This is a genomic window from Actinosynnema sp. NPDC004786 (assembly GCF_053601135.1).
Map to the genome: position 1 here is coordinate 112,322 of NZ_JBSGBG010000006.1, position 19,867 is coordinate 132,188.

General features: G+C 72.7%; 20 protein-coding genes. 14 read left to right on the forward strand and 6 right to left on the reverse strand.

Features of this window, described 5'->3' with window-relative positions:
* Positions 1-95 precede the first annotated feature (95 nt).
* Positions 96-1,211 carry an esterase-like activity of phytase family protein gene (locus ACWEFJ_RS07285; RefSeq protein WP_449713220.1) on the reverse strand — a complete coding sequence of 372 codons (1,116 nt, stop codon included), beginning with the start codon at positions 1,209-1,211 and terminating at the stop codon, positions 96-98.
* 102 nt (positions 1,212-1,313) lie between these two features.
* Between ACWEFJ_RS07285 and ACWEFJ_RS07290 the strand changes: the two genes are divergently transcribed.
* Entirely contained in the window at positions 1,314-1,715 is a 402-nt protein-coding gene (locus ACWEFJ_RS07290) for an SdpI family protein (RefSeq protein ID WP_449713221.1), read from the forward strand.
* A gap of 17 nt (positions 1,716-1,732) precedes the next feature.
* Here the strand turns inward: ACWEFJ_RS07290 and ACWEFJ_RS07295 are convergent, their stop codons facing one another.
* The gene (locus ACWEFJ_RS07295) at positions 1,733-2,314 is read right to left on the reverse strand and encodes a YqgE/AlgH family protein (protein WP_378086318.1); all 582 of its coding nucleotides are present in this window, start codon (positions 2,312-2,314) and stop codon (positions 1,733-1,735) included.
* 261 nt (positions 2,315-2,575) lie between these two features.
* On the opposite strand from ACWEFJ_RS07295, the gene ACWEFJ_RS07300 reads away from it, so the two are divergent.
* Complete coding sequence (locus ACWEFJ_RS07300) at positions 2,576-3,895, forward strand: MFS transporter (RefSeq protein ID WP_449713222.1); 1,320 nt, start codon at positions 2,576-2,578, stop codon at positions 3,893-3,895.
* Here the strand turns inward: ACWEFJ_RS07300 and ACWEFJ_RS07305 are convergent.
* Both ACWEFJ_RS07305 and ACWEFJ_RS07310 read right to left on the reverse strand, forming a co-directional pair.
* Positions 3,870-4,127, reverse strand: a complete 258-nt coding sequence (locus tag ACWEFJ_RS07305; RefSeq protein WP_378086314.1) for a helix-turn-helix domain-containing protein — start codon at positions 4,125-4,127, stop codon at positions 3,870-3,872. The genes ACWEFJ_RS07300 and ACWEFJ_RS07305 overlap by 26 nt on opposite strands.
* Before the next feature lie 97 nt (positions 4,128-4,224).
* The gene (locus tag ACWEFJ_RS07310; protein WP_449713223.1) at positions 4,225-5,682 is read right to left on the reverse strand and encodes a CCA tRNA nucleotidyltransferase; all 1,458 of its coding nucleotides are present in this window, start codon (positions 5,680-5,682) and stop codon (positions 4,225-4,227) included.
* A gap of 130 nt (positions 5,683-5,812) precedes the next feature.
* On the opposite strand from ACWEFJ_RS07310, the gene ACWEFJ_RS07315 reads away from it, so the two are divergent.
* The 9 genes from ACWEFJ_RS07315 (at position 5,813) to ACWEFJ_RS07355 (ending at position 16,079) form a co-directional block, all read left to right on the forward strand.
* Positions 5,813-6,331: an NUDIX hydrolase gene (locus ACWEFJ_RS07315; protein WP_378086310.1), complete on the forward strand. Its 519-nt coding sequence runs from the start codon at positions 5,813-5,815 to the stop codon at positions 6,329-6,331.
* The gene (locus tag ACWEFJ_RS07320) at positions 6,328-8,592 is read left to right on the forward strand and encodes a DUF6049 family protein (protein WP_378086308.1); all 2,265 of its coding nucleotides are present in this window, start codon (positions 6,328-6,330) and stop codon (positions 8,590-8,592) included. The genes ACWEFJ_RS07315 and ACWEFJ_RS07320 overlap by 4 nt, the downstream gene beginning before the upstream one ends.
* Positions 8,589-10,226, forward strand: coding sequence for a murein biosynthesis integral membrane protein MurJ (murJ, locus tag ACWEFJ_RS07325; protein ID WP_378086306.1), 1,638 nt, complete (start codon positions 8,589-8,591; stop codon positions 10,224-10,226). Before ACWEFJ_RS07320 ends, murJ begins: the two co-directional genes overlap by 4 nt.
* Positions 10,227-10,263: 37 nt before the next feature.
* Positions 10,264-11,790 (forward strand): protein kinase family protein, encoded by a 1,527-nt coding sequence (locus tag ACWEFJ_RS07330; protein WP_449713224.1) that lies wholly within the window; start codon positions 10,264-10,266, stop codon positions 11,788-11,790.
* A gap of 145 nt (positions 11,791-11,935) precedes the next feature.
* The gene (gene sigM / locus ACWEFJ_RS07335; protein ID WP_378086302.1) at positions 11,936-12,553 is read left to right on the forward strand and encodes an RNA polymerase sigma factor SigM; all 618 of its coding nucleotides are present in this window, start codon (positions 11,936-11,938) and stop codon (positions 12,551-12,553) included.
* On the forward strand, positions 12,550-13,305 hold the full coding sequence (locus tag ACWEFJ_RS07340) for a hypothetical protein (protein ID WP_449713225.1): 756 nt from the start codon (positions 12,550-12,552) through the stop codon (positions 13,303-13,305). Before sigM ends, ACWEFJ_RS07340 begins: the two co-directional genes overlap by 4 nt.
* Before the next feature lie 115 nt (positions 13,306-13,420).
* A complete protein-coding gene (gene trxB, locus ACWEFJ_RS07345) occupies positions 13,421-14,413 on the forward strand; it encodes a thioredoxin-disulfide reductase (protein ID WP_378086298.1) in 993 nt (330 codons plus the stop codon).
* Positions 14,414-14,439: 26 nt separating this feature from the next.
* A complete protein-coding gene (gene trxA / locus ACWEFJ_RS07350; RefSeq protein ID WP_378086296.1) occupies positions 14,440-14,766 on the forward strand; it encodes a thioredoxin in 327 nt (108 codons plus the stop codon).
* 170 nt (positions 14,767-14,936) lie between these two features.
* A complete protein-coding gene (locus ACWEFJ_RS07355; protein ID WP_378086294.1) occupies positions 14,937-16,079 on the forward strand; it encodes an N-acetylmuramoyl-L-alanine amidase in 1,143 nt (380 codons plus the stop codon).
* A 41-nt stretch (positions 16,080-16,120) separates the two neighbouring features.
* Here the strand turns inward: ACWEFJ_RS07355 and ACWEFJ_RS07360 are convergent, their stop codons facing one another.
* Positions 16,121-16,345: a hypothetical protein gene (locus ACWEFJ_RS07360; protein WP_378086292.1), complete on the reverse strand. Its 225-nt coding sequence runs from the start codon at positions 16,343-16,345 to the stop codon at positions 16,121-16,123.
* A 42-nt stretch (positions 16,346-16,387) separates the two neighbouring features.
* Here ACWEFJ_RS07360 and ACWEFJ_RS07365 point away from each other — a divergent pair, with 42 nt between their 5' ends.
* Complete coding sequence (locus ACWEFJ_RS07365; protein ID WP_378086290.1) at positions 16,388-16,807, forward strand: hypothetical protein; 420 nt, start codon at positions 16,388-16,390, stop codon at positions 16,805-16,807.
* A 3-nt stretch (positions 16,808-16,810) separates the two neighbouring features.
* Here ACWEFJ_RS07365 and ACWEFJ_RS07370 read toward each other — a convergent pair whose 3' ends face one another.
* A complete protein-coding gene (locus tag ACWEFJ_RS07370; RefSeq protein WP_449713266.1) occupies positions 16,811-17,446 on the reverse strand; it encodes a GNAT family N-acetyltransferase in 636 nt (211 codons plus the stop codon).
* Positions 17,447-17,590: 144 nt separating this feature from the next.
* On the opposite strand from ACWEFJ_RS07370, the gene ACWEFJ_RS07375 reads away from it, so the two are divergent.
* Positions 17,591-18,907 (forward strand): aminotransferase-like domain-containing protein, encoded by a 1,317-nt coding sequence (locus ACWEFJ_RS07375; protein ID WP_378086287.1) that lies wholly within the window; start codon positions 17,591-17,593, stop codon positions 18,905-18,907.
* A gap of 14 nt (positions 18,908-18,921) precedes the next feature.
* Entirely contained in the window at positions 18,922-19,866 is a 945-nt protein-coding gene (locus tag ACWEFJ_RS07380; RefSeq protein ID WP_378086285.1) for a D-alanine--D-alanine ligase family protein, read from the forward strand.
* The last annotated feature ends 1 nt before the right edge of the window (position 19,867 follow it).

The following is a 19,867-nucleotide window of genomic DNA, read 5'->3' on the forward strand; positions in this document are numbered from 1 at the left end:
GGAAGGGCGTGAGGGGTTGCCGCGCGGACCCGGTTGACGGGGCCCCGCGCGGCTAGCTAAGGAGCAGGCGGGCCTTGCTCATGCCGTCCACGGTATCAGCGCAGCGCAAGCGCGATGAACCGGGTGAACTCCTCGGCCGCGAAGTTGTCGTCGCTGACCAGCAGCAGGGTGCGCCCGCCGGAGGCCGGGCGCGGCCCCCACGCGAGCCCCTCGACGTTGTCGATCACGGGCAGCGGGAAGTCGTGCAGGTCGGCGAGCTGCCTCTTGCGGACCGGGCGGACGTCGTCGCCGAGGACGTCCCGGCCGCGCACGTCCGTCGCGCCCGCGAGGTCGACCTGGAAGAGGCGGACCTTGTAGTCGGCGCCGGGCACCCAGGTGCGCTCGAGCGCGTAGTAGCGGCCGGGGACTTTCGGGTCGGCCAGGATCGCGGGCACGCCGGTGTCCGGGCCCCACGGTCCGGGTTCGGGCTCGGCGAACAGCGGCTCCAGCGGGTAGGCGTGCTGGCGCACGACCGCGCCGTCGCGGGTCTGCACGGTGAGGCGGGTGAACGCGCCCCGGTCCGCCGTCGGCAGGTCGCCGTCCTGGAGCAGCGGACCCTCGACCACGCTGGTCAGCAGCGCGCCGTCGGGCGAGAACGCGATCGCCTCCAGGGCGAGGTTGCGGCGCGGTCCGCGGCCCGGGGTGAACGCGTAGTTCGCCGGCAGCGGCAGGGAACCGGCGTACGCGCCGTCCCGGCCGGCCCGCTGGATGGACGGCTGCACCACGACCGCCCCCTCGGACGCGGGCCGCTCGCCCTCCTGGCTCCACCAGTAGTCCCCGGTCACCGGGTCGACGCGGATCTCCTCGGGGTCGACGGTGCGGCCGTCGGCCGCGGCCGGCGCGGAGTAGGTGCCCCCGTCGGGGTGGCGCAGCGCGTGCGTGCCGGTGATGCGGACGTCGGGCGCGCCGGAGACGTCGAGGTCCACCTCGGCGGTGTAGAAGCGGGCCGGGGCCGTGTACGACCGGTCGTCGCTGATCAGGACGTACCCGCCGGTGACCGGGTCGCGGTCGACGCCGGACAGGCCGCCGACCGTGGTGCCCTCGAACGCCATCGCGTGCGGGAGCGTGGTCTGGCCGAGGAAGCGGACCGCGGGCGCGGCCGTGGCGGCGGGCGCGGCCGTGACGAGCACGGCGGCGACGACCGGCCCGACCAGGCAAGATCGAATTCGCATGGTCCGAGCTTCCCGACCGCGCCGACCCGTGCGTAAGGACACCTTCGGGTGAAGCCGGGCCTGGTTCGACCAAGATCGAAGCACCGGCCTACCCTCGTCGGTGTGAACATCGTGCTGCCTGTGGTGCTGGGTGTGATCGGGGTCGCGTTCGCGGCGATCGGCTTCCTCGGCGTGCGGGGCCGACTGCACCGCAACCGGTTCTTCGGCGTGCGCACCAAGGCCGCGCTGCGCGACGACGAGGCGTTCGCGCTGGCCAACAGGATCGCCGGCGTGCCGAACATGACGGCGGGCGCGATCGCCGTCGTGGCCGCCGCCGCGTCGGCCGTCAACCCGGCGTCCGCGCTGGTCATCGGCCTGATCGGGCTGGTCGGCAGCGTGGCCGTCGCGACCGCGGGCGGCGTGCTGGGGCACCGGGCCGCCGAGGCGATGCCCGAGCCGGTCCCGGCGGGCTGCGGCGGGTGCGCGTGCGCCGGCGGCGGCTGCGGCGTGCTGACCCGCGCCTGACGCCGGTCCCCGCCGGGTCAGTTCCGGCGGATGTCGACCGGGAACGTGGCGAGCAGCGCCGTCGGCATGCCCTGGCGGCGCAGCACGCGGCCCCACAGGTCGACGTTCGGCGGGGTGAGCACGTCGTCGGGCAGGCCCTTCACCACGATCCAGTCGCCGCGGCCGATCTCGCCGCCCAACTGGCCCTCTCCCCACCCGGAGTACCCGGCGAACACGCGCATCCCGCGCACCTTCGCCACCAGCACGTCCGGGTCGGCGTCGAGGTCGACCAACGCCACCGGACCGTGGACGCCAACCACACCTTCGAGTGACGCCAGGTCCTCGCCGGTGCGCAGCGCGGCCAGGCACAACGCCGTCTTCTGCTCCACCGGCCCGCCGATGTAGACGGCCTGCGGGCGGCTGACGTGCGGACCCCACGCGGGCAGCACGTCGTGCACCGCGACCTCGCTGGGGCGGTTCAGCACCACCCCGAGGCTGCCCTCCTCCCGGTGGTCGATGACGTAGACCACCGTCCGGCGGAAGTTGGGGTCGGTCAGAGTCGGTGCCGCGACCAGCAGGGAACCCGGTTCGACATCGGCATCAGGGCGCACACCACGCATGATCCCAGACAACGGCCGTGACCAAGGCGACACGACGCCTCGGCCGCGGGGGAACATCCGGGTTACCGTGTTCGTTGCAGTACACGTCAGGCGCCATCGAGTCCCCCGGGCCCACTTGAAAGCCTGCGCGGAATACCGTCCGGCTGGAGCCGCGCAGCGCCACCCGCCGAGAGGCGACCGGGCGCCTGGCACCAGGGAGGCCGGACCCCACGCGGGGTCCGGCCTTCGTGGTTCCCGCGGCCGGGGGCATAGGCTCGTGCCGTGACCACTGCCGGCAGCACCGCGGCGAAGCACCACCTCGGTGTCCGCAAGCTCCTCGCGGTGGCGGGTTTCCGCCGGTTGCTGGCTACCCGGCTCGCGGCCCAGTGGGGCGACGGCCTGTTCCAGGCCGGTCTCGCGGGCGCGGTCCTGTTCAACCCCGAGCGCCACGCGGACCCGCTCGCCGTCGCGGCCGGGTTCGCCGTGCTGCTGCTCCCGTACTCCGTGGTCGGCCCGTTCGCGGGCGCCCTGCTGGACCGGTGGGACCGCCGCCGGGTGCTGGTGGTGGCGAACCTCACGCGCGCCGTCTTCATCCTGCTCACCGCGGTGGCCGTCGGCCTGGGGCTGGACGGCCTGCCGCTGTACGCCTCGGCGCTGTTCGTCACCGGGGTCAGCCGGTTCGTCGGCTCCGGCCTGTCCGCGTCCCTGCCGCACGTGGTCGACGCCGACCACCTGGTCGAGGCGAACGCGTTCGTCACCACGCTCGGCGCGCTGACCGCCGTGCTCGGCGCGGGGTGCGCGGTGGGCCTGCGGTCGGTGCTGGGCGCCGGCGACGACGGCTCGGCGTGGACCACGACGTTCGCCGTGCTCGGTTCGCTGGCCGCCGCCTTCCTGGCGTCCCGCTTCGCCCGTGGCGCGCTCGGGCCCGACGAGGTGGACGAGCCCAGCCGCACGCTGACCGCGGTCGCCCTGGGCCTGCTGGACGGCGCGCGGGCCGCCTGGCGCGCGCCCGCCGTCGCCGCCGCGCTGCTCGCGCTGCTCGCCCACCGGGCCGCGTTCGGCGCGTCGTTGCTGCTCACGCTGCTGCTGATGCGCACCACGTTCACCGACTTCGGGCCGTTCCGGGCGGGCATGGCGGGGCTCGGCGAGGTCGCCGTCGCGGGCGGCGCGGGCATCCTGGTCGCGGGCCTGGTCACCGACCGGGTCGTGGACGTGCTCGGCCGGCGCGGCGCGATCTGCGGCGCGCTACTGCTGGCCGCGGTCACCCAGCTCGGCCTCGGCCTGCCGATGCTGCTGCCCACCACCCTGGTCGCGTCCTTCGTGCTCACGTTCGCGGGCCAGGTGGTGAAGCTGTGCGTGGACGCGGCCGTGCAGGGCGACATCGGCGACGAGGTCCGCGGCCGGGTGTTCGCCCTGTACGACACGCTGTTCAACGCCACCCAGGTGGCGGCCGTCACCGCCGCGGCGGCCGTGGTCCCGCTCGACGGCCGGTCACCCGGCCTGCTGGTCGCCGCCACGGTGACCTACCTGCTCGGCCTGGTCGGCTACCTGGCGCTGGCCAGGCGGTCGGCCGCCCTCAGCGCGGCAGGGGCAGGCGGATGATGCCCGTCTCGTGCGCGTAGACCACCGCGGCCATCCGGTCGCGCAGGTTCAGTGCCCGCAGGATCTCCGACACCACCGCGCCCACCTGCTGCTGGCTCAGCGCCAGCACCCGCGCTATCTCGTGGTCGGCGAGCCCCCTGGCCAGGCAGCGGAGCACGGCCCGCTGCCGGTCGTCCAGCCCGTCCAGGCCCTGTGCCCGGGCGCCCCCCTCGGACAGTCCCCAAGCGTTCATGCGACACCACCCCCAGTGCGCGTTCGACGCACACAGTCATGGTGTCGCAACGGCCTGTCACTGGCCAAGCCGAAAGCCCGAGATTGGTCACTTGGTGTTAGTCACCCGGTGGCCGGACGCCCTCCGCGCGCGCCCACGCGAGCAACTCCGCGACCGCCTCGTCGTGGTCGAGCGGACCGCGGTCCAGCCGCAGCTCCTTGAGGAACTTCCACGCCTTGCCGACCAGCGGCCCCGGCGGCAGGCCCAGCAGCCGCATGATCTCGTTGCCGTCGAGGTCGGGCCGGACGCGCTTGAGGTCCTCCTCGGCGGCGATCCGCTCGATGCGGCGCTCCAGGTCGTCGTAGGTGCGCTGCAACGCGTTGGCCTTGCGCCGGTTGCGCGTCGTGCAGTCGGCGCGGACCAGCTTGTGCAGGCGGGGCAGCAGGTGACCCGCGTCGGTGACGTACCGGCGCACCGCCGAGTCGGTCCACCCGCCGCTGCCGTAGCCGTGGAAGCGCAGGTGGAGGTACACGAGCTGGGCGACGTCCTCGATGACCTCCTTCGAGTACTTCAACGCGCGCAAACGCTTGCGGACCATCTTCGCCCCGACCACCTCGTGGTGGTGGAACGACACCCCGCCGCCCTCCTCGAACCGCCGCGTGTCCGGCTTGCCCACGTCGTGCAGCAGCGCGGCCAGCCGCAGCACCAGGTCCGGCCCGGTGTCGCCCTCCAGGTCGACGGCCTGGTCGAGCACGACCAGCGAGTGGTGGTAGACGTCCTTGTGCTGGTGGTGCTCGTCGATCTCCAGCTTCATCGCGGGCAGCTCGGGCAGCACCACGTCGGCGAGCCGGGCCTCGACCATCAGCTCGACGCCCGCGCGCGGGTGCGCGCCGGTGAGCAGCTTGGACAGCTCGACCTGCACCCGTTCCGCGGTGATGCGGGTCAGCTCGCCGGCCATGGCCGCCATGGCGTCGAGCACGCGCGGCGCGACGGTGAAGCCGAGCTGGGAGACGAACCGGGCCGCGCGCAGCATCCGCAGCGGGTCGTCGGAGAACGACTCCTGCGGGGTCGCGGGGGTGTCCAGCACCTTCGCCCGCAGCGCCTCGCGGCCGCCGGTCGGGTCGATGAGCTGCCGGTTCACCACGTCGTAGGCCATCGCGTTGACCGTGAAGTCGCGGCGGACCAGGTCGCCCTCGACGGTGTCGCCGAAGGTCACCTCGGGGTTGCGGGTCACGCCGTCGTAGGTGTCCGCGCGGAACGTGGTGATCTCGACCGTCTGCCCGTACTTGGTCGCGCCGACCGTGCCGAACGCGATGCCGGTGTCCCAGATCGCGTCCGCCCAGCCCTTGAGCAGGGACAGGATCCGCGGCGGGCGCGCGTCGGTGGTGAAGTCGAGGTCGCCGGACAGCCGCCCGAGCACGGCGTCGCGCACGCTGCCGCCCACCAGGTACAGGCGGTGGCCCGCGGCGGCGAAGCGGGCGGCCAGTTCCTCGGCGACGGGGAGGGCGCTGAGCTGTTCCACCACGGCATTGTCCTGCCCAGGAGAAGTGGCGGTGGGTGCGAGTGGTCCGGACACGGGGAGCCAGGGTACTGGGCGCGACCACGCCGGCAGAACGAGTTGTCCACAGGGGACCACCCGATGTCGATCACGGGCGGCAACGCCCTGGCCACGTCCCGTAATCGCTGGTCGCCACTACCATCAGAGCATGCCCCAGTCGTCCGGTCGCTCCGGCGGTCCCAAGCCGAGGCGCCGGACCCGGCGCCGCGGTCGCCGGCTGAAGACGGTCGACGAGACGTCCGCGGGCGGGCTCGTGCTGGACTTCGAGCAGCACGTCGCCGCGATCATCGGGCGGCTGGACCGCCGCGGCCGGCTGCTGTGGTCGCTGCCCAAGGGCCACATCGAGGCCGGGGAGACCGCGGAACAGACCGCGGTGCGCGAGGTCGCCGAGGAGACGGGTATTCATAGCAGGGTGCTCCGCCCCCTCGGCTCGATCGACTACTGGTTCGTCGCCGAGGACCGGCGGGTGCACAAGACCGTCCACCACTTCCTGCTGGAGGCGGTGGGTGGCGAGCTTTCCGACGAAGACGTGGAGGTCACCGAGGTGGCGTGGGTGCCCCTGGGCGAACTGGACGACCGGCTCGCCTACGCGGACGAGCGTCGACTGGTGCGCCGAGCCGCCGAACTGCTCGCCGAGTACCAGACGGACGGAGCGGAGTCGGCGTGAAGCGACTGCTGTCCGCACTCGCGGCGGCGGGGATCCTGGTCGTGACGACGGCGTCCGCGGCCCCCGCGGCGCCCGGCGACAACGGGCGGCTGCCCATCCGACCGGCGCCCGCGACCCAGGTGTGGGCCACCAGGGCGTTGTCCAGCCAGCCCGGCCAGCAGTCGCAGGTGTGGCTGCGCCTGGACGTCGAGGTGATGACCCCGCGGGTGATCACGTCCGACGGTCCCGACTCCGTCACCATCTCCGGCAAGGTGGTCAACGTCGGCGACCGGCCGATCGAGGACATCGAGCTGCGCCTGGAGCGCGGCGAGGCGCTGACCACCGAGGAAGAGGTCCGCAAGGCGCTGCGCGAGCCGACCGACGCCGAACTCGTGCAGCCCAACTTCACCCCGGTCGCCGACCGGCTGGAGCAGAACGAGTCGAAGCCGTTCGAGCTGACCGTGCCGCTGCGGGGCAACGGCCCGACCTCGTTGCGGATCACCGAGCCGGGCATCTACCCGATCCTGGCGAACATCAACGGCGTCCCCGACTTCGGCGGGCGCGCCCGGCTGGCCGCGCTGAGCACCCTGCTGCCCGTGCTCGCGATGCCCGGCGGCGAGGCGCCGACGCCGCCCGACAACCCGGCCAAGCTCACCCTGCTGTGGCCGCTGGCCGACCGGCCGCGCGTGGTCTCCACCTCGCCGACCGTGCTCACCGACGACGACCTGGCCGGCTCCGTGTCCATGGGTGGCCGGCTGTACGGCCTGCTCATGGCCTACGAGTCGGCGCTGGCGAGCCCGTTGGCGGCCGGGGTGTGCCTGGCCGTCGACCCGGACCTGCTGCGCACGGTGGACGCGATGACCCGCGGCTACGAGGTGCGCGGCAAGGGCGAGGGCAAGGGCCGCAGCGGCGCGGAGCTGTGGCTCGACCGGCTGCGCCTGCTGGTCGCCGGGCGGTGCGTGATCGCGCTGCCCGACGCGGACGCCGACCTCGTGGCGCTGTCGCGCGCCCAGCTCACCGGTCTGGGCGAACTCGCGCTCGGCGGCGCGGAGGTGGTCCGCCAGATCCTCGGCGTGCAGCCGACCCAGGGCCTGACCTGGCCCGACGACGGCGTGCTCGACCAGCAGGCGCTGTCGGACCTGACCCGGCGCGGGGTCACCTCGCTGGTGCTGGACCAGTCGGCCGTCGCGGGCACGCCCGGCACCGGGCCGGTCCGGTTCGACCAGGCCGAGGGCACGCCGGTCACCGCCGTGCGCATCGACGGCATGGTCTCCGACGCGTTGCAGGGCGCCGCGACCACGCGGCCGGTCGCGGGCGTGACCACGCCGAGCGAGACCCGGCCGGTGTCGGTGCAGAACGCGCTGGCCGCGCTCACGTTCCGGGCGGGCTTCCAGAGCACCGGGCAGCACGTGGTCGTCGCGCCGCCGCGCCGGTGGAACGCGCCGACCGGCGAGGTCGACACGTTGCTGCGCACGGCGAAGTCCCTGGTCGCGGGCAACTTCGCGACCGCCGTCGGGCTGGAGTCGCTGCTCGCCGCCCCTCCGGAGCAGACCGCGGCGCTGAGCTACCCGGTCGAGGCGGGCGCGCGCGAGGTGCCGCCCGCGGTCACCGCGTCGGTGTCCGAGTCGTGGGGCGGGCTCCAGCAGCTCGCGGAGTCGATGAGCCAACCGGACGCGGCGTCCGCCGCGCCGGGCGACCTGATCGACCCGCTGCGGATGAGCCTGCTGCGTGCCGTGTCGGGCGCGTGGCGGGGCAACGAGGACGGGGCGCGCGCCGCGTTGACGGTGGCCCGCGACCAGATCGACGGGCTGCGCGACCAGGTCACGGTGACCGAGCCGAACAGCCCGATCCTGCTCGGCTCCGGCGACAGCCCGATCCCGCTGTCCATCAAGAACCGGCTCGACGTGCGGATCACGGTGCGGATCGTGATCGAGGACACGCCGGGCATCGTGGCCAAGGACCTGTCCGACATCGAGCTGCCCGCGCGCGGCGACCGCCTCGTGCGGGTGCCGGTGGAGGTGCAGCGGTCCGGGCGCTTCCCGGTGCACGTCCGCCTGGTCACGACCAGCGGCGTCGAGCTGGGCCAACGGGCCCGGCTGGAGGTGTCGTCGTCCGCGTACGGGACGATCACCGTCGTGATCACCGGCCTGGCCGGCGCCGCGCTGGTGCTGCTGTCCGCGCGGCGGATCTACCGCCGGGTCCGCGCGTCGCGGGCCGCCGCGGCGCAGGTGCCGGACGACGCGAGCGCGGTCACGCCCCCGGAGAGGTCGAACGCGAGTTGAGCGGAACAACCACGGTGACGCAGGAGCAGCAGCCGCAGGGCGGCCCGTCGCTGGCGCGCGCCAGCGGCTCGATGGCCATCGCCACGATCGTCAGCCGCGCCTCCGGGCTGCTGTCCAAGCTGCTGCTGATCACGATCGTCGGCGTCGACGTGCTCAACGACTCCTACCAGGTCGCGACCACGCTCCCGACGATGATCAACGAGCTGCTGCTCGGCGGCGTGCTGACCAGCGTGGCCATCCCGCTGCTGGTGCGCGCCGAGAAGGAGGACGGCGACAACGGCGAGTCGTACGCCCAGTGGATGATCACCATGTCGGCGGTGGTCCTGGGCGTCGGCACGATCATCGCGATCGCCTGCGCGCCGCTGCTGACCGGGCTGTTCATCGACTCGTCCGACGCGAACCCCGAGCTGGTCACCGCGTTCGCCTACCTGGTGCTGCCCGGCATCGTGTTCTACGGGCTGTCCGCGCTGATCGGCGCGATCCTCAACACCCGGCACGTGTTCGGCCTGCCCACGTGGGCGCCGGTGCTCAACAACCTCGTCGTGATCATCACGCTGGTCGTGTACTGGCTCATGCCGGGCGAGATCTCCCTCGACCCGGTGCGGATGGGCGAGCCGAAGCTGCTCGTCCTCGGCCTCGGCACGATGCTCGGCGTGGCGGTCCAGGCGTCCGTGCTGGTGCCCGCGCTGCGGCGGACCGGGTTCCGGTTCCGCTGGCGGTGGGGCTGGGACCGGCGGCTGTCGGAGTTCGGCGGCCTCGCGTTCTGGGTGCTGCTGTACGTGGCGCTCGGGTTCGTCAGCATGGTGGTGCTGACCAAGGTCGCGACGCACGACAGCGGCGCGATCACGGTCTACAACATGCAGTGGCTGATCGCCCAGGTGCCCTACGGGGTGCTGGGCGTGTCGCTGCTGACCGCGCTCATGCCGAAGATGAGCCGCGCGGCGGCGGCGCACGACACCAACGCCCTGGTGGGCGACCTGGCGTTCGGCAACCGGATGTCGTCGATCCTGCTGATGCCGTTCAGCGCGCTGATGACGGTGTCCGGGGTGTCGATCGGCCTGGCCCTGTTCTCGTTCGGCCGGTCCGGCCTCGGCGGCGGCGAGGAGATCGGCACGGCGCTCGCGCTGTCGGCGTTCGGCCTGGTGCCCTACGCGATCACCCTGCTCCAGCTGCGGGTCTTCTACGCGTTGAAGGACGCCCGGACGCCGACGATCATCCAGGGGATCATCGTGGTGGTCCGGATCGGGCTGCTCTACGGGTTCCTGGCGGTCTCCCCGCCGGACAAGCTGGCGGTCGCCGTGTCGATCGCCATGTCGCTGAGCTTCGTCGTCGGCGCGCTGGTCGGCCAGCTCTGGCTGCGGCTGCGGCTCGGCCGGCTGCGCACCGGGTACACCGCGTGGACCATCTGCCTCACGGTCGTGGCGTCCGCGATCGCGTTCGCGGCGGCGACCGGGCTGGCGTGGCTCGCCGTCCACGGGGTGGGAATCGAGTCCCGCGTGGTGGCCGCCTGGGTGGAGGTCGTGATCCAGGCGCTCGTCGGCCTGCCGCTGAGCTTCCTGCTGCTGGCCCTGTTCCGGGTGCCGGAAGTGAGGCCCGCGGTCGCCAAGATCAGTCGTTTGGTGGGCCGTCGATGACCCCTGTGACACCACGCGGTCACGTACCCTCGGCCCCGTGAGCAGCGGTCCGATCCAGAACACCTCGCTGGTGCCCGGCGGGGTGATCGGCGACGGCCGGTACCGGTTGCTGGCCCGGTCCGGGGTGGACCGCCGGTGCGACGCGCACCTGTGGCGGGCCAGGGACGGCCAGCTCAACCGGGACGTGGCGCTGACCGTGCTGGTGGGCAACCCGGCCGACCACGCGGCGGCCGCGCGGGCCAAGCGGACCGCCGAACGCGCGATGCACGCCTCCAGCTTCACCCACCCGGGCGTCGCCCGGGTGATCGACGTGCTGACCCCCGGCGCCGGGATCCGGCTGGACGAGGGCATCCTCGCCGTGATCGTCGCCGAGTGGACGCAGGGCACCGACCTGCTGGACCTGGTCGCCGAGGGCCCGCTGCCCGCGGGCTCGGCGACGCGGCTGCTGGAGCCGCTGGGCGCGGCGATCGAGGGCGCGCACCACGCGGGCCTCGTGCTCGGCGCGGACCACCCGCAGCGCATCCGGGTGACGTCGGACGGCCGGCTGCGGCTCGCGTTCCCCGGGCCGAGGCCGGACGCGATCGCCCGGGACGACGTCAAGGGCCTCGGTGCGATCCTGTACCTGCTGCTCACCGGCAAGTGGGCGCTGCCGAACGGCCCGGAGGGCGTGCCGGTCGCGCCGACGGGGCCGGACGGCTCGGTGCTCGCGCCGAGCGCGCTGCGCCCGTACGTGCCGCACGAGCTGTCGTCGGTCGCCGTGCGCAGCCTGGAGGACACCAGCGTCGGCGGCATCCGGACCAGCGCCGCGATCCTGCAGGTGCTGGACCAGATCGCCCGGTCCGAGGCGCAGACCGCGCTGATCGAGCCGGTGCCCGACGCGGCGGACGACGGCGCGGTGTGGACCACGCAGCGCCCGGTCCGCGACAAGGAGCACAAGCGCAAGCTCATGATCAGCGTCGCCGTGCTGGCGGTGGCGACGCTGGCCGTGGTGGTCTGGCTCGGCGTGCAGATCGTCAACTTCTTCAGCGACGAGCCGTCGGGCGGCGGCGGGCCGACGGTCGTGATCGGCCAGTCCACCGCGCCGGGGCAGAGCGGCCAGCCCGCGCCGCCGGCGCCCCAGCCCGCGGGTCCCGTGCAGCCCGCGTCGATCGGCGTGTACGACGTGACCAACCAGCCCGACAACGCCAACCGGGCGAGCCGGGCCGCGGACGGCAACCCCACGACGGTGTGGCAGACCGAGAACTACTTCGAGCCGTTCCCGGCGCTCAAGCCGGGTATCGGCCTGATGGCGAGCTTCGCCGAGCCGGTGAAGCTGTCCTCGGTCACCATCACCTCGCCCAGCGAGGGCACCGTGGTGGAGATCCGGGTCGCGGGCGCGCCGAACGCGCCGCTGGAGGAGACGAAGGTCATCGCGACCGCGACCCTGTCGGCGGGCCAGACCCAGATCCAGGTGGCCGACCACGAGCCGACCCAGCACCTGCTGGTCTGGATCACGAAGCTGGGCGGCAGCGGCAAGAACAACCGCTCCGAGATCGCGGAACTCGTCTACACCCGCGCCCAGTAGGCCACCACTACGAATGGCGTCGTCGCCGGCGCGTCGAACGGGCGACGTCGTGACGCGCGGTTGTCACGGGCGGGGGTCGGACCTACCGGCACTCGCCCGTACAGGTGATCGCCGTGGGGTTGCCCACGACCGATAGGCTCCCCGCGTGACCGCCGCAGCCAGCTCGGACGCAGACCTCATCACGGCGCACGCCGCGGGGGACCCGCACGCCTTCGCCGAGCTCGTGCGCAGGCACCGGGACCGCATGTGGGCCGTGGCGCTGCGCACCCTGCGCGACCCGGAGGAGGCCGCGGACGCGTTGCAGGAGGCGTTCATCTCGGCGTTCCGGGCGGCGGCGAGCTTCCGGGCGGAGTCGCAGGTCACCACCTGGCTGCACCGAATAGTCGTCAACGCGTGCCTCGACCGGATGCGCAGGCGACAAACCAGGCCGACCGTCCCGCTGCCCGAGGCGGGCCCCGGCGAACCGGTGGCGCCCCGGGACGCGATGGCGGAGCGGGAGACCCGGCTGGTGGTCCAGGCGGCCCTCAACGAGCTGCCGGAGGAGCAGCGCGCCCCGATCGTGCTGGTCGACGTGGAGGGCTACTCGGTGGCCGAGACGGCGCAGCTCCTGGGCATCGCGGAGGGCACCGTGAAGTCGAGGTGCGCCCGCGGGCGGGCCAAGCTCGCCAAAGTTCTGGGGCACCTCCGGAACCAGGGTGCAGATGCGAACGTCCCAGTGAACGATGTGCAGGTGCAACAGGGACGTCAGTTGGAGGAACGATGACCGGCAATGTGCGGCGTTCGGGGCCGCCGTGGTCCGTCGACCTGCTGGCTGATCTGCACGCGGGGGCGTTGGACCCGCGGACCGAGGCCGAGCTGCGGCCGCTGGTCGAGAACGACCCCGAGGCCCGCGAGATCCTGGCCGCCCTCGACGCCACGCTCGCGGACCTGCGCGACCTGCCCCCGATCCCCATGCCGCGCGACGTGGCCGAGCGGATCGACGCGGCCCTGGCCGAGGAGGCCCGCCCCACCGCCCCCGTGATCGACTTCGCGCAGGCCAAGGCCCGCCGCGCCAAGCGCCTCGGCTGGGGCGTGGGGCTGCTCGCGACGGCCGCCGTGGCGGTCGGCGTCGCCGTGGTCGCGATCCCCCGGGACACCACCGCCGACGGCGGCTTCGCCCAGCCGGGCCCGACGACGAACGCCCCGGTCAGCGCCACCGCGCAGCCGCCGGGCGGCGACCGGATGCCCGCCGTGCGCGGCGAGAACTTCGGCCCGGTGTTCGGCGACGTGCTCAAGGCCCAGAACTACGGCCCCCTGGAGAACCAGGAGCAGCTCGCCGACTGCCTGCGCGGCGCGAACATCGCCGCGGGCAAGCCGCTCGGCGTGAGCCCGATCACGCTGGACGACAAGCCGGCCGTGATGGCGATCCTGCCCGGCGGGACGCCCGGCGCGTACCGGATCGTGGTCGTGGACCCCCGGACGTGCGGCCCGGACAACCCGGACGGAGTACTGGCGAACAGCACCATCCAGCCGTAGCGGGGCGGGTAGCCCAGCTCACCGGGAAGGGGCGGAATTACCGCGCCCTACGATCCGTTGTGCGAAGTGCCGGGCCGGGTGATCCAGGTCCGGGAGCGACTAACGGAGGTCGAGGGTGTCGGACGTTCGGAACCTGATCGTCGTGGGATCGGGGCCCGCCGGGTACACCGCGGGGGTCTACGCGGCGCGTGCCCAGCTCGAACCGCTGGTGTTCGAGGGCTCGCAGTACGGCGGCGCGCTGATGACCACGACCGAAGTCGAGAACTACCCCGGTTTCCGCGACGGCATCATGGGCCCCGACCTCATGGAGCAGATGCGGGAGCAGGCCAAGCGCTTCGGCGCCGAGCTGCGCGCGGAGGACGTCGAGGCGCTGGAGCTCGACGGACCGGTGAAGTACGTCACGGCCAACGGCAAGCGGTACGCCGCCCGCGCGGTGATCCTCGCGATGGGCGCGGCGGCCCGCTACCTGCACGTCCCCGGTGAGCAGGAGCTGCTGGGGCGCGGCGTGTCGTCCTGCGCGACCTGCGACGGCTTCTTCTTCCGGGACCAGGACATCGCGGTGGTCGGCGGCGGCGACTCGGCGATGGAGGAGGCCACGTTCCTCACCAAGTTCGCCCGGAGCGTCACGATCATCCACCGCCGCGAGGAGTTCCGCGCCTCCAAGATCATGCTGGAGCGCGCGCGGAGCAACGAGAAGATCAAGTGGCTGCTCAACGCCGAGGTCGTCGAGGTGACCGGCGAGGGCTCGGTGTCCGCGGTGAAGACGCGCGACACCCGGACCGGTGAGGTGAGCGAGCACGCGTTCACCGGGTTCTTCCTCGCCATCGGGCACGACCCGCGCAGCGAACTGGTCAAGGGCCAGGTCGAGCTGGACGGCGAGGGTTACGTCCAGGTGATCGGCCGCACGACTCACACGAACGTGGACGGCGTGTTCGCCGCGGGCGACCTCGTCGACCACACCTACCGCCAGGCGATCACCGCCGCCGGGTCGGGCTGCGCCGCCGCGATCGACGCGGAGCGCTGGCTCGCCGAACACGGGACCACGGAGGCCGCGGTCACCGCCGAGCACGTCGGCGGCGGCTACAGCGAGCCCGTCACCACCAGCTGAACCCACATCCCCGAGGAGAGATCAACATGGCAGGCTCCACCGTGGTCACGTCCGCGCAGACGTTCACCGACGACGTCCTGGCCAGCGACAAGCCGGTCCTGGTCGACTTCTGGGCGACCTGGTGCGGTCCGTGCAAGATGGTCGCCCCGGTGCTCGAGGAGATCGCCGCCGAGCACTCCGAGAAGATCACCGTCGCGAAGCTCGACATCGACGCCAACCCGTCGATCGCCCGGGACTACCAGATCATGTCGGTGCCGACCATGATCCTGTTCCAGGGCGGCCGGCCGGTCAAGCAGATCGTGGGCGCCAAGCCGAAGGCCGCGCTGCTCAACGACCTGTCCGACGTGCTCTGAGCGCAACGCTCCCGGTGACCCGTCCGCCTTTCGCAGAGGCGGGCGGGTCACTCGTTTGTGGACTGGTCAGCACTCCCCGTAGCCCCATCCGTGCCATCGGCGCGAGCAAGGCACAATAGGGCGTCAAGTTCGCGTCGACGGATGTCGACGCCTTAGTGAGCGAGGGGTGCATGCTGCTACTCCGCCGCGGGGATTTCGGTCCGGACGTCGCCGAGGTCAGGGCAACGCTGACGAAGCTCGGCCTGCTGTCCGACCCGCAGCCGTCCCAGGTGTTCGACCTGCCGGTCGAGCACGCGGTGCGCGCGTTCCAGCAGCAGCGGGGTCTCATCACCGACGGTGTCGTCGGCCCGGCCACCTACCGCGCGCTGCGCGACGCGACCTACCGGCTCGGCGACCGCCCGCTCGCCTTCCTCATGGCGCAGCCGGTCACCGGTGACGACGTGTTCGCGCTGCAGGAGCGCCTGCTGGAACTCGGGTATGACGCGGGACGCCCGAACGGCGAGTTCGGCCAGCAGACCGAGCAGGCCCTGCGGAGCTTCCAGCGCGACTACGGCCTGATCGTCGACGGCATGTGCGGTCCCGACACGGTCCGCGCGCTGCGGCAGCTCCAGCCGAAGGTGCGCGGCGGCCGGCCGGTGTTCCTGCGCGAGCAGGAGCGGGTGCGGCGGGCCGGGCCCCGGCTGTCCGGCAAGCGGATCATCATCGACCCCGGTCACGGCGGCGAGGACCGCGGTGTCGTGGTCGACGGCGTGTCCGAGGCCGACCTCATGCTCGACCTGGCCAGGCTCCTCGAGGGCAAGATGGCCGCCACCGGCATGGAGGCCCTGCTCACCCGCGGGCCGAACCACAACCCGGACGAGGGGGAGCGGGCCCGGTTCGCCAACGAGGCGGGCGCGGACCTGATCCTGTCGCTGCACTCGGACCGCAACTCCTCGCCGCTCGCATCCGGCGTGGCGACGTTCCACTTCGGGACGGGCAACGGCACGTCGTCCACCGTGGGCGAGGCGCTGGCCGGGTTCATCCAGCGCGAGATCGTGGCGCGGACCGGGATGCTGGACTGCGGCACGCACCCGAAGACCTGGGACATGCTCCGGATGACCCGCTGCACGGCGGTGCGGGTCGAGGTCGGCTACCTGACCAACGCGGGGGACCGGCAGCGGCTGGCCAACCCGTCGTTCCGGGACGTGGTGGCCGAGGGCATCCTGGTCGCGGTCAAGCGGCTGTACCTGCTGGGCAAGGACGACCAGCCCACCGGCACGTTCACCATGGACGACCTGCTGCGGCACGAGGTGGCCACCGGCAAGCTCCGGTGAGCGCCCCGGGGGTCACTCCACCGTGACCCCCGGCAGCGCCGTCACCAGTCCGCCACGACGTCCAGCACCTCGGCGACCGCGTCCTCGTCGTCCACGCGGTTCTGGGCGCGCAGGTCGAGCATCAGGTCGGTCAGCTCGTCCACCAGGCGGTCCGCCGGGATGCCCTCGGCCTGCCACCCCGCGAGCAGTGTGCGAATCTTCTCGAAGTCGCGCGATCCCTCGATGATCGCGAGTACCTTGCCCTGGATCTCCGCCCCCACGTCCACGAGTGGATCTTATTGGCCGGCCTCCCGCCGGCGAGGAGCACGATGGAGTTCTACCGCCTCGAACCCGAGGTCGCCGGTGTCCTGGGCGAGGGAACCGTGATCGACGCGGCGGCGCACCCGCCGCGCATCGAAGCGGTGCACTACGAGATCACCGACTGGGCCGGTGACGACCTGGTCGAGGCGGCCCCGGTGTACCTCGTCACCGACGACCTGGCCGACACGCTGGTCGACAGCGGTCTCGACGCGTTCCGCGTCCGCCGGGCCACGGTGACCGTCTCCGACGAGGCGCAGGAGATGCTGGAGGGCAAGGAGCTGCCGACCTTCCACTGGCTGGAGGTGACCGGCCAGGCGGGCGTGGACGACCTCGGCGTCACCGACCAGGGGCAGCTCGTGGTGAGCGAGCAGGCGCTCGACCTGCTCCAGGGCGGCACGCTGGAGAACTGCGAGATCGACCGCTTCTAGCGGTCACACGGGCTTGAAGCTCGGCTCCGCCGCGGTCGTCACGGACACCGAACTGAGCAGCCGCTCCAGCGCCGCCTCGACGTCCTCCTTCCAGGAGGACGCGCTGCGCAGCTCCAACCGCAGCCGGGGCCAGCGGGGGTGCGGGCGCACCGTCTTGAAGCCCACCTGGAGCAGGAAGTCGGCCGGCGTGACGCAGCTCGGCGCGTCGTCGTCCGGCCGGTTGTCGCCGAACGCCTCGATCGCCTTCACGCCGCGACGGGTGAGGTCCTTGGCCACCGTCTGCACGAGGACCCGGCCCAAGCCGCCGCCGCGGAACTCGGGCAGCACCTCCAGGCCGGTCATCAGCACGGCGTCGGGACTGGCCGGCGAGGTGGGGAACGCCAGCGACCGGGGCACGGCGGCGGGCGGCGCATAGAACACCGATCCGGCGGGAATCCCGTCGCAGTAGATGATGCGACCGCAGGAGCCCCACTCCAGGAGCACGCTGGAGACCCATGCCTCCTTCTCGAACTCCGTGTCCCCGAACTCCTCCGCCTGGTCCTTCAGGTGCGGCGCGAGTTCCCAGAAGACGCAGGTCCGACTGTGCTTGGAGAGGTGCTCCAGGTTGTCCAAGGTGACGCCAACGACACGACGCGACACCCCGACCTCCAAGCCCCCGAACACGTCCCCCACGAGGATAGGCGGATGTGACCCCCGCCCGGAAGGCGGATGCCCCGAACGGGACGGCCGTTACACTCGGCCGGGAACAAACCCGCCGGTAGCAGCCCACCTACGGAGTTTCCCGTGAACCTACCCGGACAGCCCCCCAAGCAGGGAGCCAGAAGCCTCGACCCCCACCTCCGCCGGTACGCGGCGCGGACGGCGGGCATGACGGCATCGGAGATCCGGGCGCTCTTCGCGGTGGCGAGCCGGCCTGAGGTGGTGTCCCTGGCGGGGGGGATGCCACACCTGGCAGCACTGCCGCTGGACTCCCTCAGCGCGGAAGTGGCCGACGTCATCGCCTCGGAAGGGCTCGTCGCGCTCCAGTACGGCAGCGCGCACGGCGTGCCCGAGCTGCGCGAGCAGATCTGCGACGTGATGGCCCTGGAGGGCATCAACGGCCACCCGGACGACGTGGTGGTGACCGTGGGCTCCCAGATGGGCCTGGACATGGTCACCCGGATCTTCTGCGACCCCGGTGACGTCGTGCTGGCCGAAGGCCCGTCGTACGTCGGCGCGCTCGGCTCGTTCGCCGCCTACCAGGCCCAGGTCGTGCACGTGGGCATGGACGCCGACGGCTTGATGCCGGACGCCCTGCGCGAGGCCGTCGCCTCCGTCGAGCGCTCCGGCCGCCGGATCAAGTTCCTCTACACGATCCCGAACTTCCACAACCCCGCGGGCGTGACGCTCGCCGTGCAGCGCCGCGCCGAGGTGCTCGACATCTGCCGCGCGCACGGCATCCTCGTGGTCGAGGACAACCCGTACGGCCTGCTGGGCTTCGACGGCGTCACGTACCCGGCGCTGCGGGCGACGGACCCGGACAACGTCGTGTACCTGGGCTCGTTCTCCAAGACCTTCGCCGCCGGCCTCCGGGTCGGCTGGGTCCTCGCGCCGCACGCCGTGCGGGAGAAGCTCGTGCTGGCCGCCGAGTCGGCCACCCTGTGCCCGCCGACGCTCAACCAGCTCATCGTGTCGCGCTACCTGACGACGCACGACTGGAAGGGCCAGATCAAGACCTACCGCGAGGCGTACCGGGAACGCCGGGACGCGGCGATCTCGGCGCTCGAGCAGCACATGCCGGTTGGTTCCACGTGGAACACGCCCAACGGCGGCTTCTACGTCTGGGTGACGGTCCCGGAGGGCATCGACACCAAGGCCATGCTCCCGCGCGCGATCACCCAGCGGGTGGCGTACGCGTCGGGCACCGGCTTCTACGCCGACGGCCTCGGCAGCCGCCAACTGCGCATCTCGTACTGCTACCCGACGCCCGAACGCATCCGCGAGGGCGTGCGGCGGCTCGCGAACGTCATCAAGGACGAGATGGAGCTGCACGAGACGTTCGGCCCCACGGTGGGCCGCGCCGTCTCGGGCCCGCACAGCCCGTCGCCCGACACCGCTTGATCAGGAGTAGAGAGTTGTCCAACCGCTGGGTCGCAGTCCTGTCCGGGGGCCTTTCGCACGAGCGGGAGGTGTCCTTGCGATCCGGTCGCAGGCTGTCCGCCGCGTTGCGCTCGGTCGGCCTGGTCGTGGAGGAGTGGGACGCCGACGGCACCCTGCTCAGCCGCCTCAAGGAGCACCGCCCCGACGCCGTCGTGGTCGCCCTGCACGGCGGCGAGGGCGAGAACGGCTCGGTGCAGACCATCCTGGAGCTGGCGGGCGTCCCGTTCGTCGGCACGGACTCCCGCGCGTGCCGACGTGCCTGGGACAAGCCGACCGCCAAGGCCGAACTCGCCCGAGCCGGCCTGGCCACCCCGGAGTGGGCCGTCCTGCCGCACGCGACGTTCCGCGAACTGGGCGCGAAGCCGGTCCTGGCCGCCATGGTGGACCGCCTGGGCCTGCCGCTGATGCTCAAGCCGGACCAGGGCGGCTCCGCGCTCGGCGCCCACGTGGTCCGGGACGCCGCCGACCTCCCGGCCGCCATGGTGGGCTGCCTGGCCTACGGCGACACGGTCCTGGCCGAGCACTTCATCGAAGGCGTCGAAGTGGCCGTCGCCGTCGTCGACGGCCCGGACGGCCCCCAGGCACTGCCCCCGGTGGAGATCGTCCCGGAGAACGGCATCTACGACTACACGGCCCGCTACACGGCCGGCCTGACGGACTTCCACGCCCCGGCCCGCCTGGACGAGAAGTCCGCCCAGGCGGTGGGGGAACTGGCCGTCGCCGCCCACCGCCTCCTGGGCCTGCGCGACGTCTCCCGCACGGACGCCATCGTCGCCCCGGACGGCACGGTCCACTTCCTCGAAGTCAACGTGTCCCCGGGCCTGACCGAAACCTCACTGCTGCCGATGGCCGTCGAAGCCGCCGGCAAATCCCTCGGCGAGATCTACGCCGCCCTCATCGAACGCGCCGTATCCCGCTGAC